Origin of the sequence: Streptomyces spinoverrucosus (genome assembly GCF_006539505.1) — a bacterium.
GTDB classification, from domain to species: Bacteria; Actinomycetota; Actinomycetes; order Streptomycetales; family Streptomycetaceae; genus Streptomyces; species Streptomyces spinoverrucosus.
In genome coordinates this window covers 17,652-40,787 of sequence record NZ_BJND01000017.1, presented here as the reverse complement: position 1 = coordinate 40,787, position 23,136 = coordinate 17,652, and the positions used below count along the sequence as shown (strand labels likewise).

The following is a 23,136-nucleotide window of genomic DNA, read 5'->3' as shown; positions in this document are numbered from 1 at the left end:
GAACCGAGTTGGCGTGACCAAGTAGCGAAGGAAACAGACTCGTGCACATCGTCGAGGCGGCGTTCCTGGGTGCGGTTGAGGGATTCACCGAATTCCTACCGGTATCCAGCACAGGGCATCTCACCATCCTGGAGAGAATGCTCGGTTATTCGACCGACGATCCCGACATCACCGCATTCACGGCCATTATTCAGGTCGGTGCGGTCCTTGCCACGCTGCTGTATCTCCGGTCGGATATCCGACGGCTGCTCACGGCCTTGTTCCGCGGGGTGACGCGGAAGGAGGAGAGGAAAACCGCCGACTACAAACTGGCCTGGGCGGTCATTCTGGGCTCGATGCCCATCGGTGTCGTCGGGCTCGCGTTCAAGGACCAGATCGAGACCACGCTCCGCACCCTGTGGTTCGTCTCGGCCGCACTGGTGCTCTGGAGCGCAGTGATGTGGTACGCGGACCGCAAGGGCCGCCAGGTCCGCGGCGAGAACGACGTGACCTGGAAGGACACCCTGATCATCGGCACGGTCCAGTGCATGGCGCTGATTCCGGGTGTGTCCCGCTCGGGCGCCACGATGTCGGCCGGACTTCTCCGCGGCCTGGACCGGGTAACCGTCACCAGGCTTTCCTTCCTTTTGTCCATCCCGGCATTGACCGCAGCCGGCGCACTGCAGACCGTCGACGAGTTCGGGGCCATATCGCGGGGCGTGGGATGGACCGCGACGTTGACCGCCACCGCGGTGAGTTTCGCGACCGCTTATGTGGCGGTGTCCTGGCTGCTGAAGTTCGTGGCCAAGCACAGCTACAACGTGTTCATCGGCTACCGGGTGGTCCTCGGCCTCTTCATCATGTTCCTGCTCGGGGCCGGCATTCTCCCGGCGACCTGACCGCGCATCACATGGGAAATGTCGTAGACGCAGAAGTCAGCGCGGTGTGAGCGGTGTGAGGGGTACGGCGTCCGTGTAGCCGTTCGTCGGCTTGGGGATCTTCGTGATGGTGTGGGCGTCCAGCGCCGCCGAGGCCGACTTCGTACCCAAGGCGCCGGACGGGTGCCAGCGTCCGGTGACGGTCACCCAGGTGTCGGTCGGCGGGGCCTGGACGCCGTGGACGCGGACCTTCACCGACTGGGCGTCCGCAGCGCAGCAGCTGAGGATGAGCCGGGTCAGGTACCAGCCGTCACCGCCGTCCCCGGCCGGGGTGACGAAACCCGTCAGCTGGACCGTGCGGCCCTTGATCGCCTGCTCGCGGTCCTGCTGCACGCGCTGTGTGAAGTCGGTGAGGGTCATCGGCAGCGGCGAGGTCGCGGGCAGCGGGTCGAAGTGGTCCTCCTCCGCGACGGTCTTGGGGGCCTCGCGGGAGGCGGTGAAGGCGCCGAGGGCCGGCGGGGCGTAGAAGAGCAGGCTCAGGGCGGGGAGGAGCAGCAGCCAGGCGACCTTGGGGGTGCCGGAGTGGTCGTGGGCGTCCTCGCTACGGGCGCCCGCCTCCTCCTTTCTTCCCCACCAGGCCTCCGCGGCCGCCAGGGCCAGCAGCAGCGCCCCGGAGGCGATCAGCAGCGGACGCATGCCCTCCTTTACGTAGCGGAGGTAGAGGTCGCTGAAGAGGGAGGCGTGCAGGACGCCCAGGCCGCTGAGGGCGAGCAGGGTGATCTGGAGGGGCCGCTTCACAGGAGTACCGCTCCGATCAGTGCGCTGGACAGGATCGCTACGACCGTCGTGGCGGCCGAGAAACGGATCGCGAACGCCCGGCCGAACGTGCCCGCCTGCAGCGCGATCAGCTTCACGTCGACCATCGGCCCGACGACCATGAACGTCAGCCGCGCGACCGGTGAGAAACCGGTGAGCGAGGCCGCGACGAACGCGTCGGCCTCCGAGCACACCGCGAGCAGGATGGCGAGCGCGGCCAGGAACAGCACGGACAGCCACGGTGAGCCGGAGAACGTCTCCAGTACGGAGCGCGGGACCGCCACGTTGAAGGTGGCCGCCGCCATGGCGCCGACGACGAGGAAGCCGCCCGCGTGCAGGAAGTCGTGCTGGAAGCCGCGCCGGAACTCGCTCCAGCGGCTGTGGCCCGGGTGGTGACCGGTGTGCCGGACAGCGGGGCGCAGCCATTCCGTCCGGCCCAGTGCCAGCCACAGCCAGCCCATCGCCACCGCCGTGACGAGCGAGGCGAGCAGGCGGGCCAGCACCATCTCCGGGCTGCCGGGGAACGCAACCGCCGTGGCGGTCAGGACGATCGGGTTGACGGCGGGCGCCGACAGCAGGAACGCGAAGGCGGCGGCCGGGGTGACGCCCCGGCCGATCAGGCTGTTCGCGACCGGCACCGAGGCGCACTCGCAGCCGGGCAGGACGACCCCGGCGGCCCCGGCGACCGGCACGGCCAGCGCCGGTCGCTTCGGCAGCAGCCGGTTGAACACCCGCGCGGGCACGAACGCGTTGATCGCTCCCGACAGGGCCGTGCCAAGCAGCAGGAACGGCAGCGCCTGCACGGTGACGGCCAGACACACCGTCCGCCAAGCCTGCACGGCCGGTTCGTCCGCCCACCGACCGGCGGCGAAGAGCAGCGCACCGGGGAGCACGGCGGCCGCCAGCAGGAGGAGCGGCCAGGAACGCGGCCAGCTGTGCGCGGGCCGGGCGACCGCATCGCCCCTTTCCGCCCCCGCTTCCACGTCCACTCGCGTGGCGAGATGTTCCGTCTTCTGCATACACGCTCCGCGCATCGGCTGATCGGAGCGACGATAGCGGGCGCTGGGCGACTCCCGACGCCCAGCGCCCGCTACGGGCCTTGACCCTGAGTCGCTCAGCTGCCGGACGGGCCCTGCTGAATACGGGCCTGGTTCGCGTCCGTGCGGAAGACGTACGCCCACGCCGAGCCCGCGTCCGTCGTGTACGTGAACGCCGCCGGATCGGTGGCCGACCGCTCGGTGCCGGCCTGCTGCCAGGCCTGCCACGTGCCGAAGGCACCCTGCTGGGTTTCACGCGTGTTGTGGATCGTCCCGTCCGCTGCCCGCGCGACGACCTCGGTGAAGCCGGAGACGGGGTTGATGACGGCGGACGGTGCGCCGGCCGCGGTCAGGTCGCCGACCTGGGTCCAGGTGGCGGGGAACGCCGCCCCCTCGCTCGCCTGGACCAGGTTGACGATCTGGCCGCCGGTGGTGCGGGCGAAGACACCGAGCCGGAAGCCGGGGTAGACCACGACCGAGGGAGCGTGGGTGATCTTCTGGTCCCCGAGGTTGGTCCAGGAACCGACCACGCCGTCCTTGAAGGTCGCGGTACGCAGCTGCCCGGCGGTGTCGGTGCCGAAGAGCTGGATGCCGTCGCGGACGGTCACGGCCGTCAGCGGTCCGGCGAAGCCCTCGCCGTCGAGCCTGATCCAGCCCATGAAGTCCACGTTGGGCCGCTGCTGGGCGCGGTACCAGGGCTTGCCGTCGGCGTCGACGGCGAACTGCACCAGCACGCCGTCCGGCCGCTTCCCGGTGACCGGCGGCTCCTTCATCGCACCGGCCAGGTTGATCCAGTTGCCCCAGGCCGAGCTGCCCGCGCTGTGACGCCGCCACCAGGTCTGGCTGTTGACGTTCTGCGCGGTCAGCGCCACCGCCCCGTCGGGCTGCTCGGCGAGCTGCGTCCGGCCGGAGAACGTCTCGGTGTCCGGGCCGGTCGTCCACTGGACGGAGGAGAAGTCGGCCGGGTCGGTCTGCCGGCCGTGGACGATGCGGCCCTCGCTGTCGGTGTAGGCGTACTCGATCTCACCGGTGGACGTCTGCAGCACGCTCGCGGGGCCGGTGCGGTCGGCGTCGATCGCGGGGGACTCGGGCGTGTAGTCGGCCCTGAGGGCGCAGGAGTCCGGGGCACCGCTCACGCTGGTGTAGCCGGCCCAGTGGCTGCCGGAACCGATGAGGAGGTTGTAGACGCCGTCGAAGTCGCCGGTCGGCTCGTGGTAGCGGTAGTGGCGGACATCGCCGTTGGCCTTGACCCGCACGATCACATCGCCGCCGAAGGACGTGATGTTCTTCGAGTCCCGCCAGTCGGCCCAGCTGACCGTGACGTGGCGCTGGAGCCAGCGCTCGCTCTCGAAGTCGTAGCGCGAGCGCAGCAGATGACCGGTCGCCGAGTCGATCCCGTACAGCACGCCGTCGTCGGTGGCGACGATGTGGCTGTAGCGGCCCCAGCCCGAGTCGATCTTCTTGTTGCCGGCCGGGTTCCAGCTGTTCGTGGCGCTGGTGTACTGCACCCACCGCAGGTCACCGCCGCCGTCGACGTGCCAGATGTGGCCGCCGCGGTCGATGCTGATCTCGTTGCGGTTCTCGGGCAGGCGGTACGTCGTGAACCCGGTGCTGATCTTGCGGTGGTGGATGTCCCACGCACCGGTGGAGGCGACGCGGTGGCTGAAGTAGAGGCCGTCGGCCTTGATGCCGTAGAAGCTGGCGAAGGGGCCGGCCAGGACGCGGGGGTACTGGTCCCAACCGGAGTCGATGGTGATGGACTCGGGGACGGTGACCGTGCCGTTGGCGGGGTCGCCCACGTTACGGCGCAGAAGGCTGCCGGCCGTGGTGACGGAGTAGAGGGCGCCGGTGGAGGCGCAGGCCGGGCCGACGTTGGCGTTGATCCAGGTGCGCACCTTGTCGATGCGGGTACCGATCGCGCCGGTACGGGTCTCGGTCTCGTCGGTGCCGAAGCAACCGCCCTGCCAGGAGCGGCTGTTGATGCCGACGAGCTGCACGGTTCCGTCGGCCTCACGGAAGGCCGGGCCTCCGGTGTCGCCCTTGCAGACGGCGGCGCCGTCCTTGCCGGTGATGCCGACCTCGGTGGCGCTCACCGAGTCCACGGTGAAGGCGCCGGTGTGCAGGCGCAGCGGGGCCCATTCGTCCTTGGTACGACCGTATCCGGCGACCCGCAGCTCCTCCCCGGCTGCGGGTGCGGTGGCGCTGAGGGCGACGGGGGTGATGCCGGTGACGGGGGTGGCGAGCTTCGCCAGTACGAGGTCCTGGTCCGGGTGGGGAACGAGCTGGACGACGTTGCGCACCTGCCCGGTCGTGGTGGTGAGGTCGGTTCGGCCGATGGTGGCGGTCGTCGGCAGCGCGGGCGCGCCCGCGGGCACGTTCAGGCCGGCGGCGGGGTTGTCGACGAAGCAGCTGGCGGCGGTGAGCAGCCACTGCGCGTACACCAGCGTGCCGGAGCAGGCGCGTTGGCCGTCGCCGATGTCCAGGCGGGCGGTGAAGGCGTAGGCGTTGTCGGACGCGGGTGCGCCGGTCACGGCCTGGGCCGGGGCGGCGGACACCAGCATCGGGGCGGCCGTGAGAGCCGCGCTGAACGCGGCCAGCGCGGAGAGGCGGGTACTACGGGGTCTGGGTCTGGGCATGTCCGTTTCCTTGAGGCGGGTTCGGATGGACCTGGCGGCTTGCGGAACCGCCGGCCGGTTCGTGAAGGGGCCGAATGGAGGGGCTACTTGGAGGTGACGATCTCCACGAGCATGTGCTCACGCCCTTCCGGATCGGCGCTCTCGCCGACCGGCGTCCAGGCGTTCTCGTCGACCTCGAAGGTCTTCTCCTCGCTGTCGACGGTCATGTTGACCTCGGTCTGGTAGTCGTTGCCCTTGATCGCGTAGACCGAGGGGATCTCCAGACTCAGGTAGCCCTGGTTACCGGTGACCCGGAAGCAGATCTTGTCCTGGCTGCGCGCCCACACCTCCAGCAATCCGGCCGGACCGCACTCGGCGAGGACAATGTGCCCGTCACCGCGCTTGAGGATGATTCCGCGCTCCTGCTGGATTTTGTCGGCCTGCGGATAGGCGAAATCCTCCACCGCATATCCCGGGGCTTCGTCAGCCACCGTGCGCAGGGCGGCGTCCGTATCACCGGGAGCACCAGCCGTGTAAGCCATGACTGTCAGTCCGACCGCGGCACCGGCGGCCATCACCCGTGAAAGCAATCGCATAAGCGTCCCTTGACTTGGTTGTCCTCTGACTTGGTTTCGTGAAATGAGCAACGCACACCGGCAAACAGACGACCCAACAGACAGAACCACCAACTCGTCACGGAACGGGTCGAGTTGATGATCAGTGAGCCGGGCCGAATCCGCATCCTTACACCCTCACACCCCACACACAACAGTGACTCGGACCACACGTTTTGGACCCGACGTGCCGTTAGACGCACAAGATGAACGCCGGATTAAACGGAACGCCCCATTCGGCCACCTGAACGCGGGTTGAAGTTGGCCGCGCGGCGATTGTGGTGATGTGCTGGGCATCGATCTGCGTCCTGCCGCAGCGGACGAAACTCCACCGGAATACCAATCAGCCGACGTTCTCCTGGAATGGGAATACGGCGGCCCGGGCGTACGGCGGGCGACCGAGGCGGCCCTGCTGGGTTCGGACGCCGACATCGGACCACGGCTGGGAGGTCGCCGCCGCCCGCGACCAGGAGACGCTCACCGTCGCCCAGCTGGCCCAACTCGCCGACAAGGCGCAGAAGCAGACGAACGAGCTGACCGAGACCGCCAAGGCGGAGGCGGCCAAGGAGGCGGCGCAGCTCGCGGCGCAGGAGGCCCTGGCGGCCAAGGACTCGGTCGGCAAGGCGGCAGCAGCCGCTGTCCGGGCGGCCCAGTCGGCCCGTACGGCGGTGCCCGCGGCCGCGGCCGCGAACGCGACGGCACGGGTGGCCGCCACCGCCGCGGCACAGGCGGCCTACGCCGCGAGCCAGGCCGGAAACGCGGCATCGACGGCCAGGTCCGCCGCCGCTGCCGCAGCGGGTGACGCCACCCGGGCTCAGCAGGCTCGGAAGGCCGCGCAGAAGGCACGCGACGCGGCCTCGGGGGCCCGGAAGGCGGCCGAGGCCGGCATCGCCGCCGACAACGCCGCGAAGGCCGCCGGCGCCCCGGCCGGCGCGGGCACCAACGCGGCGGCAGCCGCCCTAGGCCAACCCTCCACCCACCGTGAACCCGATCACCGCCCCGCCCCCCTCCCGCCCATAGGCGAACGGCGCACCCCCGTGCGCCAACGCCACCTCCCGCACGATCGACAACCCCAGCCCCGACCCCGGCAGTGACCGAGCGTCCGCCGCCCGGTAGAAGCGGTCGAAGACGCGCACCAGGTCGGCGTCCGCGATGCCCGGCCCCCGGTCGTGGACCTCCACCCGGATCGCCCCGGGCCGTGCCGGACCGGACACCACGATCTCGATCGGGGCGGTGCCGTCGGCGTCGAACTTCGCCGCGTTCTCGACCAGGTTCGACAGCGCCCGGGTCAGCATCCCCGGCCGCCCCTCCGTCGTCGTGTCGCCGCTCGCCCGCACCTCGATCTGCCGCCCGGTACGCCGTCGCGCCAGGCCCGCGACATCCTCCGCGAGGTCGGCCACATCGACCCGCTGCGGTGGCTCGGAGTCCGACTGCCCGGCCGCCAGGTCCACCAACTCGTTGACCAGGTCGGTCAGTTCGCGCGCCTCCTGCCCCAGATCGGCGACCAGCTCGTCCCGCGTCCCAGGCGGCAGCTCGTCGATCCGGCGCAGCAGCGAGATGTTCGTACGCAGGGAGGTCAGCGGCGTACGCAGCTCGTGCCCCGCGTCCTGCACCAGCCGCCGCTGGTCCTCCTCCGACTGCGCGAGCCGCCCCAGCATCCGGTCGAACGCACGCCCGAGCCGCCCCACCTCGTCGCTGCCGGTCACGGGTACGTCGATGCCCAGCCGCCGGGTACGGGCCACCGCCTCCGCCGCCGACGTAAGGATCACCAGCCGCCGGGTGATCCGCCGCGCCAGCCACCAGCCGAACAGCCCCGCCCCGACCACCACCGCCGCCATCAGCAGCAACGTCCGCTGCTGCAGCGCCCGCAGCAGATCCTCGGTGTCGCTGAACTCCTGCGCCACCTGCACCGCACCCCGGCCCCCGCCCAGCGCGACGGTCGCGACCCGGTAGACGTCGTCCCCGACATCGACGTCCTCGTGCTGGGCCAGCGCCCCGGCCCCGGCCGCCCCCGCGATCTCCCGGTCGGCGTCGGTGACCGGCAGCCCGGGACTGCCCGGGTCGACGACACCGCCGTCCGGGCCGAGCACCTGCACATCCGTACGGGCGGGCCGGACGAAGTCGTGCCCCGGCGCGGAGGAGAAGTCCTCCGGAACCATCCGGCGCTCGCTCACCTCGACCCGCAGATCCTGCACGACCTCGTCGAACACCGACTGCTGGTCGACCCGCACCAGCCGGGCGGCGGCCCCGTAGGACAGGATCCCGACGAGCACGGTGACGACGGCGGTCACCGTCGCGAAGGACACGGCGAACGTCGTCCGCAAGGACACCAGCCGCGGCCGCCACCACCCACCGCGCCCGGCCACCCGCATCCACCGCAGGAGCCCCACTCAGTCCTCCCGCAGCACGTAACCCACCCCACGCACGGTGTGAATCAGCTGCGGCGCCCCCGGCTCGTCCAGCTTCCGGCGCAGATAACCGACGTACACGGCCAGATTCTTCGACCCCGGCCCGAAGTCGTACCCCCAGATCCGGTCGTAGATCGTGGAGTGGTCGAGCACGATCCCCTCGTTGCGCACCAGCAGCTCCAGCAGCTCGAACTCGGTGCGCGTCAGCTCCAGCTCCCGCTCCCCGCGCCAGGCCCGCCGCGCCTGCGGATCCATCCGCAGCCCGGCCGCCTCGACCCGCCGCTCGGGCGGCGCCGCCTTCTCCGGTACGCCGACGGCGGCACCCCCGGTCGCCTCCGCCGGAGCCGTACGCCGCAGCAGGGCCCGCAGCCGCGCGAAGACCTCCTCCACGTCGAACGGCTTCACGACATAGTCGTCGGCGCCCGCGTCCAGCCCCGCGATCCGGTCGGCCGTCTCCACGAGCGCCGTCAGCATCAGGATCGGCGTCCGGTCCCCCTCGGCCCGCAGCACCCGGCACACCTGGAGTCCGTCGATCCCCGGCATCATCACATCCAGCACCAGCACGTCCGGCGGTGTGCGATGGGCCTGCGCCAGCGCCTCCACGCCGTCGGCGACCGCGGTGACCCGGTAGCCCTCCAGGGTCAGGGCCCGTTCCAGGGCGTGACGGATCGCGCGGTCGTCCTCGGCGAGCAGAACAGTCTGGGGCACCTGTCCAGTGTGGCAAAGCGCGGCGGTCGTACGACCATAGGTACGAGCCGCCGCCGATCCTCTTACTGGCCTCTCACCTGTTACTGGCCTCTCACCCGGCGGAACGCAGCGCGGCGAGCTGCTCCTCGAACGGGACCACATGGAGGTCCTCCTCAACGGCGGGCTTCGCTCCGGACAACCCCGCCATCAGCCCCGCCAGCTCCCCCGCCGCCCGCTCGATCCGCCCGTCCAGCCCTTCCGCGCCCCAGTCCTCCGAGGCGGCGTACACGGCCGTCGGGACGACCACGGCCCGCAGATAGGCGAAGAGCGGACGCAGCGCGTGCTCCAGGACGAGCGAGTGCCGGGCGCTGCCGCCGGTCGCGGCGATCAGCACCGGCTTGCCGACCAGCGCCTCGGGATCGATCACGTCGAAGAAGGACTTGAACAGCCCGCTGTACGACGCCGAGAACACCGGCGTGACGACGATGAGCCCGTCCGCCCCGGTCACCGCGTCGATCGCGGCGGACAGTTTCCGCCCGGGAAACCCGTTGGTGAAGTTGTGCGCGATCTCGACGGCGAGCTCACGCAGCTCGACGACCTCCACGTCCGCCGCGACACGACCAGCGGTGGCCTTGGCCAGCCGGTCGCCCAGCAGCCGCGTGGACGACGGCACACTCAGCCCCGCGGACACCACGACGAGCTTCATTCGACGCTCACCCCTTGCGCAGCGGCGGCCAGCAGGGACTGGTGGGTCGGCGCATCGGGCACGTTGGCCGGCCGCCCGACGGCGAACTCCTTCCTCAGCACCGGCACGACCTCCTCGCCGAGCATGTCGATCTGCTCCAGCACGGTCTTCAGCGGCAGCCCGGCGTGGTCCATCAGGAACAGCTGGCGCTGGTAGTCACCGGCGTACTCGCGGAAGCTCAGCGTCTTCTCGATCACCTGCTGCGGCGATCCCACGGTCAGCGGCGTCTGGTCCGTGAAGTCCTCCAGCGACGGCCCGTGCCCGTACACCGGCGCGTTGTCGAAGTAGGGCCGGAACTCGCGGACCGCATCCTGGGAGTTGCGGCGCATGAAGACCTGACCACCCAGCCCGACGATCGCCTGCTCGGGCGTGCCGTGCCCGTAGTGGGCGTACCGGGCCCGGTACAGCTCGACCATCCGCTTGGTGTGATCGGCGGGCCAGAAGATGTTGTTGTGGAAGAACCCGTCGCCGTAGTACGCGGCCTGCTCGGCTATCTCCGGCGAGCGGATCGACCCGTGCCAGACGAACGGCGGTACGCCGTCCAGCGGCCGCGGCGTGGACGTGAACCCCTGGAGCGGCGTACGGAACTTCCCCTCCCAATCCACCACGTCCTCGCGCCACAGCCGCCGCAGCAGCGCGTAGTTCTCGATGGCGAGGTTGATCCCCTGCCGGATGTCCTGCCCGAACCACGGATAGACCGGCCCGGTGTTCCCGCGCCCCATCATCAGGTCCATCCGGCCGTCGGCCAGGTGCTGGAGCATCGCGAAGTCCTCGGCGATCTTCACCGGGTCGTTGGTGGTGATCAGCGTGGTGGAGGTGGACAGGACCAGCCTCTCGGTGCGGGCCGCGATGTAGCCGAGCATGGTCGTCGGCGAGGACGGCACGAAGGGCGGGTTGTGGTGCTCACCGGTGGCGAACACGTCGAGCCCCACTTCCTCGGCCTTCAGCGCGATGGCGACCATGGCCTTGATCCGCTCGCGCTCGGTCGGCGTACGGCCCGTGGTCGGGTCCGCCGTGACATCGCCGACGCTGAAGATCCCGAACTGCATGGTCGCTCAACCTCCAAGTTGTTGACCGTTCAACCATACCCGGAAACGAGCACCCCGCCCCCCTTATTCCGCCCTCCTCAGCCGCCCTACTCCGTGGGCAGCCCCGCGTACGCCCGCATCGCCGCGCGTTCGTGCGGCAGCCCCCACGCCCGGAGGATCTCCAGGAAGTTCGCCCACCGCCAGGTGCCCTCGTCGCGCGAGGCCAGGACCCGTATCAGCCGCTGCTGCCGCTCGTCCAGATCGGCGTAGGCCGCCGGCCCGGCCGGGCGTTCCGCTCCGAAGGCCAGGCGTACGGCGGCCGAGGTGATCGCGAAGGTCGCCGGCCCCGAGGCGGCGGCCAGACCGTCCGTCACGGCGTCCAGCGCCTCGCCGGGATACCGGTCGGCGAGCAGGGTCAGGCCCACCGCGGCGAACCCCCGCAGGTCGCCCTCGTGGAACAGAACGCCGGGCGCGCCCGCCTCGGGCGGCTCGGCCTCGGCGGCTGCCAGTTCGGCGAGCACCCGCGCGTCCACGGCGCCGTCTGCCCCCACGCTGCCCAGCCGGGCCAGCGCGGTCGCCGCTGACCACCGCACCACCGGTTCCTCCGCCGTGAGGAGCGCCCGCAGCCGGTCGACCAGCGTGCCGTCGCCCAGCAGCCCCGCCGCCACCACCGCCGTGGCCGTGACCGCGGGGTTCGTCTCCCCGTCGAGCAGCCGGAGCAGGGGCGGCAGCGAGGCGTCCCGCTCCTCCGGGAACCAGGCCAGCAGGTATGCGGTCGCCGCGCGCACGGCCGCATCGCCGTCGTCCAGCAGCGCACGCAGCCCCGGCACCTCCCGCCGCACCGCGTCGTAAGCTCCCAACTCGGCCTCTGCATAGCGCAATTGCAGGTCATAGTCGAACATCGCCCGCCGCATCTCGCGGACCCGCCGCTCGCCCTCGTCGGGTGCCTGCTCGACCCACTCGTCGTACTCGGCGCGTATCCGCTCCGGGTCCCGCGCCCGGAACTCGGCGATCTCCCGCCGCCAGCCGGCGATGTCGACGCCGCCCGGCAGGTGCGACTCGTCGTATCCGATGGCCAGGGCCGCCAGCAGCTCCAGAACCTCGTCCCGGTCCGGCACCGACGGGTCGGCCGCCATACGGGCCAGGAACGGCACCGCCGCGGCGGACGCCTCGTAGCGGCTGCCCTGGTGGAAGATGTTGCCGTACAACTCGTGGAGGGCCTTCTTGCGTTCCTCCGCGTCCGGCCCGCACAAGGCGCTCAGCTGCCCGGGGACGTCGTCCGCGTCGCCGTAGGCGTGCTCCAGGCCCGCCCAGTCGACGGCGTCCAGCCCGGCCAGCGGGCCCTTCTCCATGTCGTTCATCACATACGGCACTGTGCCACCCGGCACTGACAACCGGCCCCGGGCCAAGAGAACTCCGGAGGACCACCGTGCGAAGCTGCCCGCATGCTCATCCTCCGCTCCGCCGCCCTCTTCGTCGTCGCCGCGATCTTCGAGATCGGCGGCGCCTGGCTGGTCTGGCAGGGGTACCGGGAGCAGCGCGGCCTGCTCTGGATCGCCGGCGGCGTCCTCGCCCTCGGCGCCTACGGCTTCGTCGCCACCTTCCAGCCGGACGCAAACTTCGGCCGCGTCCTCGCCGCGTACGGCGGGATCTTCGTCGCCGGTTCCATCGGCTGGGGCATGATCGCGGACGGCTACCGCCCGGACCGCTGGGACATCACGGGCGCCCTGATCTGCCTCGCGGGCATGGCGGTGATCATGTACGCCCCGCGCGGCGACTGACCTGCACGACGACCGACCGGCACCGAAGCCAGGACGCGAACCGAGGGGATCACCCACGCCTTGCCTATCCTTGCGACCAGGCACCCGATCTCCACCGAGGAGCAGCCGTATGACCCCCTCCGCAGCCTCCCGCATCGCCGTCGTCACCGGCGCGAGCAGCGGAATCGGCGCCGCCACGGCACGGCAGCTGGCGGCCGCGGGCTACCGCGTCGTTCTCACCGCCCGCCGCAAGGACCGCATCGAGGCGCTGGCCGAGGAGATCAACAAGGCCGGCGGCCAGGCGACGGCGTACCCCCTGGACGTCACCGACCGCGCGGCGGTGGACGAGTTCGCGACCGCCTTCAAGACGGTCGGCGTGCTCGTGAACAACGCCGGCGGCGCACTGGGCGCCGACCCCGTGGCGACCGGCGACCCGGCGGACTGGCGCCAGATGTACGAGACGAACGTCATCGGCACCCTCAACCTCACCCAGGCCCTGCTCCCCAAGCTGGAGGCGAGCGGTGACGGCACGGTGGTGGTCGTCTCCTCCACGGCGGGCCACGCGACGTACGAGGGCGGCGCGGGCTACGTCGCCGCCAAGCACGGCGCCCACGTCCTGGCCGAAACGCTCCGCCTGGAGATCGTCGGCCGGCCGGTCCGCGTCATCGAGGTCGCCCCCGGCATGGTCAAGACGGACGAGTTCGCCCTGACCCGCTTCGCCGGCGACGAGGAGAAGGCGGCAAAGGTCTACGAGGGCGTCCCCGACCCCCTCACCGCCGACGACGTCGCCGACACCATCACCTGGGCGATCACCCGCCCGAGCCACGTCAACATCGACCTCCTCGTCGTCCGCCCCCGAGCCCAGGCGTCGAACACCAAGGTCCACCGCGTGACGTAGTAACTCCCGGGCCCCCTTTTCTTGTCAGGCAGGCCAGGGAGGCCCCCGGCTCACCGGGGGCCTCACCTCAATGCGTCAACCCTTCACGCAGACCACCTGCCGCAGCTTCGCCACGACCTCCACCAGGTCCCGCTGCTGATCGATGACCTGCTCGATCGGCTTGTAGGCGCCCGGGATCTCGTCCACCACGCCGGAGTCCTTACGGCACTCCACACCCCGCGTCTGCTCCTCCAGGTCCTTCGTGGAGAAGCGCCGCTTGGCGGCGTTGCGGCTCATCCGCCGGCCGGCGCCGTGCGAGGCGGAGTTGAAGGACTTCTCGTTGCCGAGGCCCTTCACGATGTACGAACCGGTGCCCATCGAGCCCGGGATGATCCCGTACTCCCCGGAGCCGGCATGGATCGCGCCCTTGCGGGTGACGAGCAGGTCCATCCCCTCGTACCGCTCCTCCGCCACGTAGTTGTGGTGGCAGGAGATCTCCTGCTCGAAGACCGGCTTGGCCTTCTTGAACTCCTTGCGGATCACATCCTTCAGGAGCGCCATCATGATCGCGCGGTTGTACTTGGCGTACTCCTGCGCCCAGAACAGATCGTTGCGGTACGCCGCCATCTGCGGGGTGTCCGCGATGAAGACGGCGAGGTCGCGGTCGACCAGGCCCTGGTTGTGCGGCAGCTTCTGGGCGACGCCGATGTGGTGCTCGGCCAGCTCCTTGCCGATGTTGCGGGAACCGGAGTGCAGCATCAGCCACACCGAACCGGACGTATCCACGCACACCTCGACAAAGTGGTTGCCGCTACCCAGCGTCCCCATCTGCTTGACGGCCCGCTCCTCACGGAACTTCACCGCCTCGGCGACCCCGCCGAACCGCTCCCAGAAGTCGTCCCACCCTCCGGTCGCGAACCCATACAGCCGCCCCGGATCGACGGGACTGTCATGCATCCCCCGCCCCACCGGAATCACCTGCTCGATCTTCGACCGCAGCCGCGACAGATCCCCGGGAAGGTCGTTCTCCGTCAGCGACGTCTTCACCGCCGACATCCCGCACCCGATGTCGACACCGACCGCCGCCGGACAGACAGCGCCCCGCATAGCGATCACGGACCCGACCGTCGCGCCCTTGCCGTAGTGAACATCCGGCATGACCGCGAGCCCCTTGATCCACGGCAGCGTCGCCACGTTCCGCAGCTGCTGGAGCGCGACCTCCTCGACCGTCGCCGGGTCCGTCCACATACGGATCGGCACCTTCGCGCCCGGTATTTCGACATACGACATAACGTCCTCGTTCCCCCGGAAGAAAATCAAAAGCCTCGAAACGCAAAACCGGCGCAAGGTCGACGTTACGGACAACGGACCGGCGTTCACGGCAGTGCGTGCGATACACATTGTCTCCAGGGCGAGCCCCGGAACATCAAGCGATTAACCAGCGAGAGGAGCCTGACCGTGCAGCGGAAGGCGTACGTAACCGGCGTCGCCGCGCTCCTCGCGGCCCTGCTGGCCGGCTGCACCAGCGGCTCCGACGGCGGCGACACCACGGACAGCGCCAACTCCGACAACGCAGGTACGGCGACGGCGGCGGCCGAACCCGGCCGCTACCGCAACCTCCCCGAACCCTGCGGCGCGGTCGGCGAGGACACCCTCGACTCCCTCCTGCCCGGCCTCCAGCAGATCGCCGACGAGGAACAGCGCGAGCAGGCCTACCAGGGCAAGCCCACGCTCACCTACGACAACGACCGCAAGGTCGGCTGCCGCTGGAAGGTCGAGTCCAGCTCCGCCACGGACCACCTGTTCGTAGACTTCGAGCGCGTGGTGTCGTACGACAACACGGTCAGCGACGACGACCAGGCGCAGGAGCTGTTCGCGGGCAAGCAGGAGGCGGCGGACCTCCCGGAGCCGACACCGACGGAGACGATCACCGAAACCGCGACCGACGACGGGACCGAGTCCCCGAGCGGGACGGCCACCCCCTCCGCCACCACCACCCCCCAGGGCGCCCCCTCGGGCACCCCGAGCGGCACATCGAGCCCCACTGGCCCCACCTCCAGCGCCACCCCCACCGCCCTCCAACCCCGCGTCCTGGACGACCTCGCCGACGAGGCCTTCCTCGACGACGAGCTGAGCAGCTCCGGTTCGACGGCCAAGCAGCGCACGGTGACTGTGGCGTTCCGCACGTCCAACGTCATCGTGACCATCGAGTACGAGGAGCAACCGGCGACCGTCGGAGTCGTACCGGACAGCAAGGAAATGCAGGACAGGGCCCGGAAACTGGCCGCGCAGCTGGCCGATTCGCTCGCGGAGTAGCGCCTCTTCGCGCCCCCGCGCAAAGCGGCCGAACCGAGTCCGCACACTTCCCTCACCGCGTACCGTGACCTCTCGGACCCGTTACCCGAGTGTCACGAGTGAAGGAACCATGCAGCGACGAGCACAGCGAGCCGAACAGCGCCATCAGCGAGCCAGCCGCCTCACCCGCGTCCTTGTCGGCGCGGCGGCCGTCCCCGTGATGCTGATCGCCGCAGGCTGCTCCTCGGACTCCGGCTCCGACGCCGATGCCAAGCAGGCGTCCGAGAGCCCGGCGGGCGCCTCCGCGAGCCCCTCGCCCACCGTGCAGGCGGCGGCGTACGCGAAACTGCCCGAGCCGTGCAAGGTGCTGTCGACGAAGACGCTGGAGGAACTGGTCCCGGAGGCGGGCAAGTCGGGCAAGGAAGCGAACTCGGACGATGTGTCGACCCGGGCCGGCTGTTCCTGGGACAGCCTCGACAACAACGGCGTCGACGGCTCCCAGTTCCGCTGGCTGAATGTCTCCCTGCTGCGCTTCGAGTCCGACGTCACGCGCGGCGCGGGCGAGCAGCGGGCGCAGGAGTACTACGAGAAGCAGGTCACCGACGTCCAGTCGGCCGAGGGTGCCAAGAACACCAAGGCCGAGCAGGTCACCGGCACCGGCGACCAGGCGACGGCGGTGCGTTACGACCTGAAGAAGAAGGAAGGCGCCTTCAAGCAGCAGACGATCGTGGCGCGCGTCGAGAACGTCGTCGTCACCCTCGACTACAACGGCGCGGGCCTGGCAGGCGACGAGACGCCGGACGCCGACGACCTGATGAAGGCGGCGAAGAAGGCGGCCAAGGAGGCGGTGACCGCGGTCACGAAGGCGAACGAGACGGACGCCTCGGCAACCCCTGGTGGCACCAACTCACCCTCCAAGTCCGCCACTTCATCCGAAACACCCGCGAAGAACAGCTGACCCCGATCCCCCCGGCGGATCACCGGCAGCCACCGGAAGTGTCACGGAAGAGCTGACGTACACGATCCGGCCACCCGCCCCCCGTACGCATGTGCCACCCTGTTGGGCGCGCAACAACACGCAGTGGGAGGGGAATACGGGTGGCCGCGCCACTTCAGCTGACACGGATGCACCGCGTTCTCATCGGCGTGGTCGTCTTCGGTGCCGTGATCATCGCGGGCATCGGCTTCGCGGGCTCGTACGCAGCCGTACGCGAACTCGCCCTCAAGAAGGGCTTCGGGGACTTCAGTTACGTCTTCCCGATCGGCATCGACGCGGGCATCTGCGTCCTGCTCGCCCTGGACCTGCTCCTCACCTGGATCCGGATTCCCTTCCCGCTGCTGCGTCAGACGGCCTGGCTGCTGACGGCGGCGACGATCGCCTTCAACGGCGCGGCGGCGTGGCCGGACCCGCTGGGCGTGGGCATGCACGGTGTGATCCCGATTCTGTTCGTGGTCTCGGTGGAGGCGGCCCGGCACGCGATCGGCCGCATCGCGGACATCACGGCCGACAAACACATGGAGGGCGTCCGCCTCACCCGCTGGCTGCTCTCCCCCATCCCCACCTTCCTCCTCTGGCGCCGCATGAAGCTCTGGGAGCTGCGCTCCTACGACCAGGTCATCAAGCTGGAACAGGAACGCCTCGTCTACCAGGCCCGCCTCCGCTCCCGCTACGGCCGCGCCTGGCGCCGCAAGGCCCCGGTGGAGGCCCTGATGCCACTCCGCCTGGCCAAGTACGGCGTCCCCCTCGCGGACACGGCCCCATCGGGCCTGGCAGCGGCGGGCATAGAACCGACGCTGATACCCCCGGCGCCGCCGCAGCACGCCTTGGAGTCAGCAACGGCACCTCCCAGCGAGCAGCGCCCCCAACGCCACAGCAACCAGGACTCCGTACAACTCGACCAGACGGAGCACCAGAACCCCTGGCTCCACGCCCGCGACCCCCAGACCATCGAGTACCACGGCGGCTACGACCCCAACTACGACCCCGAGGCCGCGTACGCCGAGTGGTACGAGGAGCAGCGCCAGGCGGAGCAGTACCAGCAGCACTACGAGGAACCCCCGCCGATCCCCGACCCCTCCCCGGAGGACACCGGCACGTTCCCCATCCCGGTGGGCCCCGGCCGCACCCGTGAACTGGGCGAAGGCGGCGGCACACCGCCCCCGGAGCCGGACGACGAGTCGTTCTACCAGGTCTTCAAGCAGTCGATCAACGGCAGCTACCCGACCCCGAACCAGCTCATCGACAACATCGAGGCGGAGTTCGGCATCCGCCTCGACGGCACGGAAGCCAAGCGCCTGGTCAACGACTTCACAAACCGCCACTACACGGAACTGGAAGAAGACCACATCGCGTAACGGCCCCTGGAAGGCGCCCGGTTCAGTCCAGACCGTGTGCCGACCGGTAGGTAACCGTTCCGCCCGTGTCCGCCACGAGGGTCGGACAGACGGCACACGCGGCCGCCCCGCGCTGCACGAACCACCGGCAGTCGCGTCGGATGCCACAGCTCGGAAGTGTCCCGTCGGCGGGGTCGGTGACATCCGACTCGTCCAGGACGTGGTCGATGACTGCACAGTCGGTGCCCGTCCACTGCGGGCACCCGCCTTCGACACAGGCACCCGTGAACCGGTACCGGCTCTCCGGACGCCCCGCCGCCTCCAGCCGGTCGGCGAAGGACTGGTCGACCACCACCGGGACGGGCAGATACGCCAGTCGACCGGCGCCGGTCATGACCCCGAGCAGCGAGGCTCCTGTGGCGCAGGGGGCGCTGGGGCAGGCCCGTGGCTGCCCGGATGCTCCCTCCTCCCGGCCGGCGGTCCCCGAGGTCACCGCTGGTACCCGGCCTCTGCGGCGGCGTATTCCTGGAGCTCCCGCATCAGGTTGGGCTTGGGCTGCCCGGTCCACCAGATCTTCCCGGACAGCCGCACCGGCGTCGCGTCGGCCGGCGCAAGGTCACCCAGCGCCAGCGCACCCGCCTGTGCGATGGCCCGACTCACCCGCTCCTGCTGTTCCTCGGTCAGCTCAACGCCGGTGACGACGAACGTGAACTCGTTCTTGGTCCTGTTGTCCGCCATGGGGGGCTCCTTCGCGACGGAACGGTCATTTCCGTGGCCGACGCTAAGGGCCGCCCCGCCGAGCCGCGATCCCCACGACCCGACCGAGTGAACGAGTGAGCAGAGGGGGGCGCCCGGCGAACACCAGGCGCCCCCATCACCGTGGAGAAGCGGCTTACTCCCCGAGCAGCGCCCGCACCCGCTCCTGCCCCACCGCCAGCAGCAGCGTAGGCAGTCGCGGCCCGGTGTCCCGGCCCACCAGCAGGTGGTACAGCAGGGCGAAGAACGACCGCTGGGCCGTCTTGATCTCCGGCGGGAGTTCCTTCGGCGTGGCGTCGGCGGGGAAGCCCGCCTGGACCTTGGGCACGCCGTACACGAGGTGGGTCAGGCCGTCCAGCGACCAGTGGTCCGCCAGCCCGTCGAGCAGCAGCCGGATCGACCGCTGGGACGCCTCGTCGAGCGACTTCAGCAGCTCGACGTCGGGCTCCTCACGCACGATGGTCCGCTGGTCGGCGGGCACGTGCGTGTTGATCCACGCCTCGGCCCTGCCGTACCGGGGCCGCACCTCGTCCAGCGAGCCGAGCGGCTTGTCGGGGTCCAGCTCGCTGAGGATCCGCAGCGCCTGGTCCTCGTGCCCGGCGGTGATGTCGGCGACGGACGCGAGCGTCCGGTACGGCATCGGCCGCGGCGTCCTCGGCAGCTCACCGGCGGCCGTGCGCACCGCACGCGAGTGCGCGGCCACGTCCGCCGGCAGCGCGGAACCGTCGGCCACCTTGGCGTCGAGCTTGTCCCACTCGTCGTACAGCCGCTGGATCTCCTGATCGAAGGCGATCTTGAACGACTGGTTGGGCCTGCGCCGGGCGTACAGCCAGCGCAGCAGCTGCGGCTCCATGATCTTCAGCGCGTCGGCCGGGGTGGGCACCCCGCCCCGCGACGACGACATCTTCGCCATCCCGGAGATCCCCACGAACGCGTACATCGGCCCGATCGGCTGCTTGCCGCCGAAGATCCCGACGATCTGCCCGCCCACCTGGAAGCTCGACCCCGGCGACGAGTGATCGACACCGCTCGGCTCGAAGATCACACCCTCGTACGCCCACCGCATCGGCCAGTCGACCTTCCAGACCAGCTTGCCGCGGTTGAACTCGTTCAGCCGGACGGTCTCGGAGAAACCGCAGGCCGTGCAGGCGTACGTCAGCTCGGTGGTGTTGTCGTCGTAGGAGGTGACGGTGGTGAGGTCCTTCTCGCAGTTGCCGCAGTACGGCTTGTACGGGAAGTACCCGGCGGCACCGGAACTGCCGTCGTCCTCACTCGCCGCCCCCGACCCCTCCACGGCCTCGATCTCCGCCTCGTCGACGGCCTTCTGCTGCGGCTTCTTGCCCTGCGCCTTCGGCTTGGTCCGATACTGCGCGAGCACGGCGTCGATCTCCCCCCGGTGCCGCATCGCGTGCAGGATCTGCTCGCGGTACACCCCGGAGGTGTACTGCGCGGTCTGGCTGATCCCGTCGAACTCGACGCCCAGCTCACCCAGCGACTCGATCATGGCCGCCTTGAAGTGCTCGGCCCAGTTCGGGTACGACGACCCGGCGGGCGCCGGCACGGAGGTCAGCGGCTTGCCGATGTGCTCGCTCCAGGACGCGTCGACCCCGGCGACACCGGCGGGCACCTTCCGGTACCGGTCGTAGTCGTCCCACGAGATCAGATGCCGCACCTCATAACCCCGCCGCCGGATCTCGTCGGCGACGAGGTGCGGGGTCATGACCTCCCGGAGGTTGCCCAGGTGAATGGGACCGGACGGCGAGAGCCCGGACGCGACGACGACGGGTTTGCCCGGGGCCCGACGCTCCGACTCCTCGATGACCTCGTCCGCGAAACGGGAGACCCAGTCGGTGGTCTCGGTGCTCAGAGCCACGATCGGCACGTCCTCTTTTTCCTGAGAGCTGTGGTGAAGGTTCTCCATTCTCCCAGACCGCATCGCGCCCGGGAAAACCGCTTTACCCCCCATGGGATACTGGCCGTGTCTATCCATCCCCACGAGGAGAACGGCACCCATTCCTATGGCCTCGGTCACGTCCCTCACCGCTTCCGTCCATCAGCGCCTCGCGTCCGCCCTCTCGGCTGCCCTGCCGGAGGCCGCCGACTCGGACCCGCTGCTGCGACGTAGCGACAGGGCCGACTTCCAGGCCAACGGGATCCTGGCCCTCGCGAAGAAGGCGAAGGCGAACCCGAGGGAACTGGCGGCCCAGGTCGTCTCCCAGGTCGTCACCGGCGACGTGATCAAGGACATCGAGGTCTCCGGCCCCGGCTTCCTCAACATCACGGTCACCGACCAGGCGATCAACGAGAACCTCGCCGCCCGCGCCACTGACCCCGACGCCCGCCTCGGCGTCCCGTACGCGGAGCACCCGGGCACGACGGTCATCGACTACGCCCAGCCGAACGTGGCCAAGGAGATGCACGTCGGCCACCTCCGCTCCGCGGTGATCGGCGACTCGGTCGTCCAGCTCCTGGAGTTCACCGGCGAGAACGTCGTCCGCCGGCACCACATCGGCGACTGGGGCACCCAGTTCGGCATGCTCATCCAGTACCTCGACGAGCACCCGCACGAGCTGGACCACAAGGCCGCCCAGGTCACCGGCGAGGAGGCGATGTCGAACCTCGACCGCCTCTACAAGGCCGCCCGCAAGCTGTTCGACTCCGACGAGGAGTTCAAGACCAGGGCGCGCCGCCGGGTCGTCGACCTCCAGGCCGGCGACCCGCACACGCTCGCCATGTGGCAGAAGTTCGTCGACGAGTCGAAGATCTACTTCTTCTCGGTCTTCGAGAAGCTGGACATGGAGGTCCGCGACCCCGACATCGTCGGCGAGTCCGGCTACAACGACATGCTCGCCGAGACCTGCCGCCTCCTGGAGGAATCAGGAGTGGCCGTCCGCTCGGAGGGCGCGCTGTGCGTCTTCTTCGACGACATCAAGGGCCCGGACGGCAAGCCGGTCCCGCTGATCGTGCAGAAGTCGGACGGCGGCTACGGCTACGCGGCGACGGACCTGTCCGCGATCCGCGACCGCGTCTTCAACCTGAAGGCGAACAGCCTGATCTACGTCGTGGACGCCCGCCAGTCCCTCCACTTCAAGATGGTCTTCGAGACGGCCCGCAGGGCGGGCTGGCTGAACGACGACGTGAAGGCGTACCAGCTGGCCTTCGGCACGGTCCTCGGCAAGGACGGCAAGCCGTTCAAGACGCGTGAGGGCGAGACGGTCCGGCTGGTCGACCTCCTCGACGAGGCGATCGACCGCGCCTCCGCCGTCGTACGGGAGAAGGCCCAGGACCTCTCCGAGGAGGAGATCGCCGAGCGCGGCGCCCAGGTGGGCATCGGCGCGGTGAAGTACGCCGACCTGTCCACCTCGGCGAACCGCGACTACAAGTTCGACCTGGACCAGATGGTCTCGCTGAACGGCGACACCTCGGTCTACCTCCAGTACGCGTACGCCCGTATCCAGTCCATCCTCCGCAAGGCCGGCGAGTCCCGCCCGCAGGCCCACCCGGAGCTGGACCTGCACGAGGCGGAACGCGCATTGGGCCTGCACGTGGACGCGTTCGCGGAGACGGTCGCGGAGGCGGCAACGGAGTACGCCCCGCACAAGCTGGCGGCGTACCTGTACCAGCTGGCGTCCCTGTACACGTCGTTCTACGACAAGTGCCCGGTCCTGAAGGCCGAAACCCCGGCACACATCGAGAACCGCCTGTTCCTCTGCGACGTGACGGCCCGAACGCTCCACCAGGGCATGGCCCTGTTGGGCATCAGGACCCCCGAACGTCTCTGAATATCAGGCACCTCCGGCGGGGAGCGCGAACTCGCACCACACCACCTTGCCGAGTTCGCGCTCCCCCACGCCCCACTTGTCACTGAGCGCGGCGACGAGCAGCAGCCCCCGCCCACCCTCGTCGGCCTCGTCCGCGACGCGTGGCACGCCGGACCCGCTGTCGTGCACCTCCACCCGCAGTACGTCCCCGTCGTACCGCACGCGCAGCAGGAAGCCCCGCCCCGGCGGTACGCCGTGCAGCAGGGCGTTGGTGGCCAGCTCGCTGACACACACGGACACGTCCTCGGCCCGCTCCCACTCTCCGAGCCCCCAGTATTTGAGGGACCACCACGTGAAGTGCCGGGCGGCGGGCACGGACCGGCGGTGGCGGGCGTAGAACTGGTCGCGCTGGTAGGGGAGTTCAACTTCGACATTCACGAGACGAATGTCGCGCAGAGTCACTAGCGTTGATCAGTGGGTGAGACCGTACGGATTCTTTGTACGGCTTCACACGGGGTCGCGCACGGACACGCGTGGGGAGTTGAA

21 protein-coding genes are annotated in these 23,136 nt (G+C 69.9%); 7 read left to right on the top strand and 14 right to left on the bottom strand.

Annotation, left to right across the window (positions count from 1 at the left end):
• Positions 1–41: 41 nt before the first annotated feature.
• Positions 42–878, top strand: a complete 837-nt coding sequence (locus SSP24_RS11870; RefSeq protein WP_141309490.1) for an undecaprenyl-diphosphate phosphatase — start codon at positions 42–44, stop codon at positions 876–878.
• Between the two features lie 36 nt (positions 879–914).
• Here SSP24_RS11870 and SSP24_RS11865 read toward each other — a convergent pair whose 3' ends face one another.
• The 9 genes from SSP24_RS11865 to SSP24_RS11820 form a co-directional block, all read right to left on the bottom strand.
• Positions 915–1,655 carry a TIGR03943 family putative permease subunit gene (locus SSP24_RS11865; protein ID WP_141309489.1) on the bottom strand — a complete coding sequence of 247 codons (741 nt, stop codon included), beginning with the start codon at positions 1,653–1,655 and terminating at the stop codon, positions 915–917.
• On the bottom strand, positions 1,652–2,692 hold the full coding sequence (locus SSP24_RS11860; RefSeq protein WP_167529570.1) for a permease: 1,041 nt from the start codon (positions 2,690–2,692) through the stop codon (positions 1,652–1,654). Before SSP24_RS11860 ends, SSP24_RS11865 begins: the two co-directional genes overlap by 4 nt.
• A 95-nt stretch (positions 2,693–2,787) precedes the next feature.
• Positions 2,788–5,346 carry a tachylectin-related carbohydrate-binding protein gene (locus SSP24_RS42800; RefSeq protein ID WP_167529569.1) on the bottom strand — a complete coding sequence of 853 codons (2,559 nt, stop codon included), beginning with the start codon at positions 5,344–5,346 and terminating at the stop codon, positions 2,788–2,790.
• An 83-nt stretch (positions 5,347–5,429) separates the two neighbouring features.
• The gene (locus SSP24_RS11850; RefSeq protein WP_308439628.1) at positions 5,430–5,816 is read right to left on the bottom strand and encodes a hypothetical protein; all 387 of its coding nucleotides are present in this window, start codon (positions 5,814–5,816) and stop codon (positions 5,430–5,432) included.
• A 1,082-nt stretch (positions 5,817–6,898) separates the two neighbouring features.
• Positions 6,899–8,311 carry a sensor histidine kinase gene (locus tag SSP24_RS11840; protein WP_141309693.1) on the bottom strand — a complete coding sequence of 471 codons (1,413 nt, stop codon included), beginning with the start codon at positions 8,309–8,311 and terminating at the stop codon, positions 6,899–6,901.
• 18 nt (positions 8,312–8,329) lie between these two features.
• Complete coding sequence (locus SSP24_RS11835; RefSeq protein ID WP_141309486.1) at positions 8,330–9,055, bottom strand: response regulator transcription factor; 726 nt, start codon at positions 9,053–9,055, stop codon at positions 8,330–8,332.
• A gap of 91 nt (positions 9,056–9,146) precedes the next feature.
• Positions 9,147–9,740, bottom strand: a complete 594-nt coding sequence (locus SSP24_RS11830; protein ID WP_141309485.1) for an FMN reductase — start codon at positions 9,738–9,740, stop codon at positions 9,147–9,149.
• On the bottom strand, positions 9,737–10,828 hold the full coding sequence (locus SSP24_RS11825) for an LLM class flavin-dependent oxidoreductase (RefSeq protein WP_141309484.1): 1,092 nt from the start codon (positions 10,826–10,828) through the stop codon (positions 9,737–9,739). Before SSP24_RS11825 ends, SSP24_RS11830 begins: the two co-directional genes overlap by 4 nt.
• A gap of 86 nt (positions 10,829–10,914) precedes the next feature.
• Positions 10,915–12,168 carry a HEAT repeat domain-containing protein gene (locus tag SSP24_RS11820; RefSeq protein WP_141309692.1) on the bottom strand — a complete coding sequence of 418 codons (1,254 nt, stop codon included), beginning with the start codon at positions 12,166–12,168 and terminating at the stop codon, positions 10,915–10,917.
• 84 nt (positions 12,169–12,252) lie between these two features.
• Here SSP24_RS11820 and SSP24_RS11815 point away from each other — a divergent pair, with 84 nt between their 5' ends.
• A complete protein-coding gene (locus SSP24_RS11815; protein ID WP_141309483.1) occupies positions 12,253–12,588 on the top strand; it encodes a YnfA family protein in 336 nt (111 codons plus the stop codon).
• Between the two features lie 109 nt (positions 12,589–12,697).
• Complete coding sequence (locus tag SSP24_RS11810) at positions 12,698–13,465, top strand: SDR family NAD(P)-dependent oxidoreductase (RefSeq protein WP_141309482.1); 768 nt, start codon at positions 12,698–12,700, stop codon at positions 13,463–13,465.
• Between the two features lie 75 nt (positions 13,466–13,540).
• On the opposite strand, the gene SSP24_RS11805 is transcribed toward SSP24_RS11810, so the two are convergent.
• Positions 13,541–14,734 carry an RtcB family protein gene (locus tag SSP24_RS11805; protein WP_141309481.1) on the bottom strand — a complete coding sequence of 398 codons (1,194 nt, stop codon included), beginning with the start codon at positions 14,732–14,734 and terminating at the stop codon, positions 13,541–13,543.
• 168 nt (positions 14,735–14,902) lie between these two features.
• On the opposite strand from SSP24_RS11805, the gene SSP24_RS11800 reads away from it, so the two are divergent.
• The 3 genes from SSP24_RS11800 (at position 14,903) to SSP24_RS11790 (ending at position 18,094) form a co-directional block, all read left to right on the top strand.
• The gene (locus SSP24_RS11800) at positions 14,903–15,760 is read left to right on the top strand and encodes a DUF3558 domain-containing protein (protein WP_141309480.1); all 858 of its coding nucleotides are present in this window, start codon (positions 14,903–14,905) and stop codon (positions 15,758–15,760) included.
• A 109-nt stretch (positions 15,761–15,869) separates the two neighbouring features.
• On the top strand, positions 15,870–16,697 hold the full coding sequence (locus SSP24_RS11795) for a DUF3558 family protein (protein WP_141309479.1): 828 nt from the start codon (positions 15,870–15,872) through the stop codon (positions 16,695–16,697).
• Positions 16,698–16,864: 167 nt separating this feature from the next.
• Positions 16,865–18,094, top strand: coding sequence for a DUF2637 domain-containing protein (locus SSP24_RS11790; protein WP_141309478.1), 1,230 nt, complete (start codon positions 16,865–16,867; stop codon positions 18,092–18,094).
• Positions 18,095–18,116: 22 nt separating this feature from the next.
• Here SSP24_RS11790 and SSP24_RS11785 read toward each other — a convergent pair whose 3' ends face one another.
• The 3 genes from SSP24_RS11785 to lysS form a co-directional block, all read right to left on the bottom strand.
• A complete protein-coding gene (locus SSP24_RS11785) occupies positions 18,117–18,467 on the bottom strand; it encodes a hypothetical protein (protein ID WP_141309477.1) in 351 nt (116 codons plus the stop codon).
• Positions 18,468–18,562: 95 nt separating this feature from the next.
• Positions 18,563–18,811, bottom strand: a complete 249-nt coding sequence (locus SSP24_RS11780) for a hypothetical protein (protein ID WP_141309476.1) — start codon at positions 18,809–18,811, stop codon at positions 18,563–18,565.
• A gap of 154 nt (positions 18,812–18,965) precedes the next feature.
• Positions 18,966–20,711, bottom strand: a complete 1,746-nt coding sequence (lysS, locus tag SSP24_RS11775; protein ID WP_141309475.1) for a lysine--tRNA ligase — start codon at positions 20,709–20,711, stop codon at positions 18,966–18,968.
• 136 nt (positions 20,712–20,847) lie between these two features.
• On the opposite strand from lysS, the gene argS reads away from it, so the two are divergent.
• On the top strand, positions 20,848–22,611 hold the full coding sequence (gene argS, locus SSP24_RS11770) for an arginine--tRNA ligase (protein WP_141309474.1): 1,764 nt from the start codon (positions 20,848–20,850) through the stop codon (positions 22,609–22,611).
• A 3-nt stretch (positions 22,612–22,614) separates the two neighbouring features.
• Here the strand turns inward: argS and SSP24_RS11765 are convergent, their stop codons facing one another.
• The gene (locus SSP24_RS11765; RefSeq protein WP_141309473.1) at positions 22,615–23,028 is read right to left on the bottom strand and encodes an ATP-binding protein; all 414 of its coding nucleotides are present in this window, start codon (positions 23,026–23,028) and stop codon (positions 22,615–22,617) included.
• Positions 23,029–23,136 lie beyond the last annotated feature (108 nt).

Bases quoted from the DNA above. Each gene is read 5' to 3' on its own strand.
- SSP24_RS11860 (WP_167529570.1), bottom strand. From the start codon at position 2,692: ATGCAGAAGACGGAACATCTCGCCACGCGAGTGGACGTGGAAGCGGGG.
- SSP24_RS42800 (WP_167529569.1), bottom strand. From the start codon at position 5,346: ATGCCCAGACCCAGACCCCGTAGTACCCGCCTCTCCGCGCTGGCCGCG.
- SSP24_RS11840 (WP_141309693.1), bottom strand. From the start codon at position 8,311: ATGCGGGTGGCCGGGCGCGGTGGGTGGTGGCGGCCGCGGCTGGTGTCC.
- SSP24_RS11830 (WP_141309485.1), bottom strand. From the start codon at position 9,740: ATGAAGCTCGTCGTGGTGTCCGCGGGGCTGAGTGTGCCGTCGTCCACG.
- SSP24_RS11825 (WP_141309484.1), bottom strand. From the start codon at position 10,828: ATGCAGTTCGGGATCTTCAGCGTCGGCGATGTCACGGCGGACCCGACC.
- SSP24_RS11820 (WP_141309692.1), bottom strand. From the start codon at position 12,168: ATGAACGACATGGAGAAGGGCCCGCTGGCCGGGCTGGACGCCGTCGAC.
- SSP24_RS11815 (WP_141309483.1), top strand. From the start codon at position 12,253: ATGCTCATCCTCCGCTCCGCCGCCCTCTTCGTCGTCGCCGCGATCTTC.
- SSP24_RS11810 (WP_141309482.1), top strand. From the start codon at position 12,698: ATGACCCCCTCCGCAGCCTCCCGCATCGCCGTCGTCACCGGCGCGAGC.
- SSP24_RS11805 (WP_141309481.1), bottom strand. From the start codon at position 14,734: ATGTCGTATGTCGAAATACCGGGCGCGAAGGTGCCGATCCGTATGTGG.
- SSP24_RS11795 (WP_141309479.1), top strand. From the start codon at position 15,870: ATGCAGCGACGAGCACAGCGAGCCGAACAGCGCCATCAGCGAGCCAGC.
- SSP24_RS11790 (WP_141309478.1), top strand. From the start codon at position 16,865: ATGCACCGCGTTCTCATCGGCGTGGTCGTCTTCGGTGCCGTGATCATC.
- SSP24_RS11785 (WP_141309477.1), bottom strand. From the start codon at position 18,467: ATGACCGGCGCCGGTCGACTGGCGTATCTGCCCGTCCCGGTGGTGGTC.
- SSP24_RS11780 (WP_141309476.1), bottom strand. From the start codon at position 18,811: ATGGCGGACAACAGGACCAAGAACGAGTTCACGTTCGTCGTCACCGGC.
- argS (WP_141309474.1), top strand. From the start codon at position 20,848: ATGGCCTCGGTCACGTCCCTCACCGCTTCCGTCCATCAGCGCCTCGCG.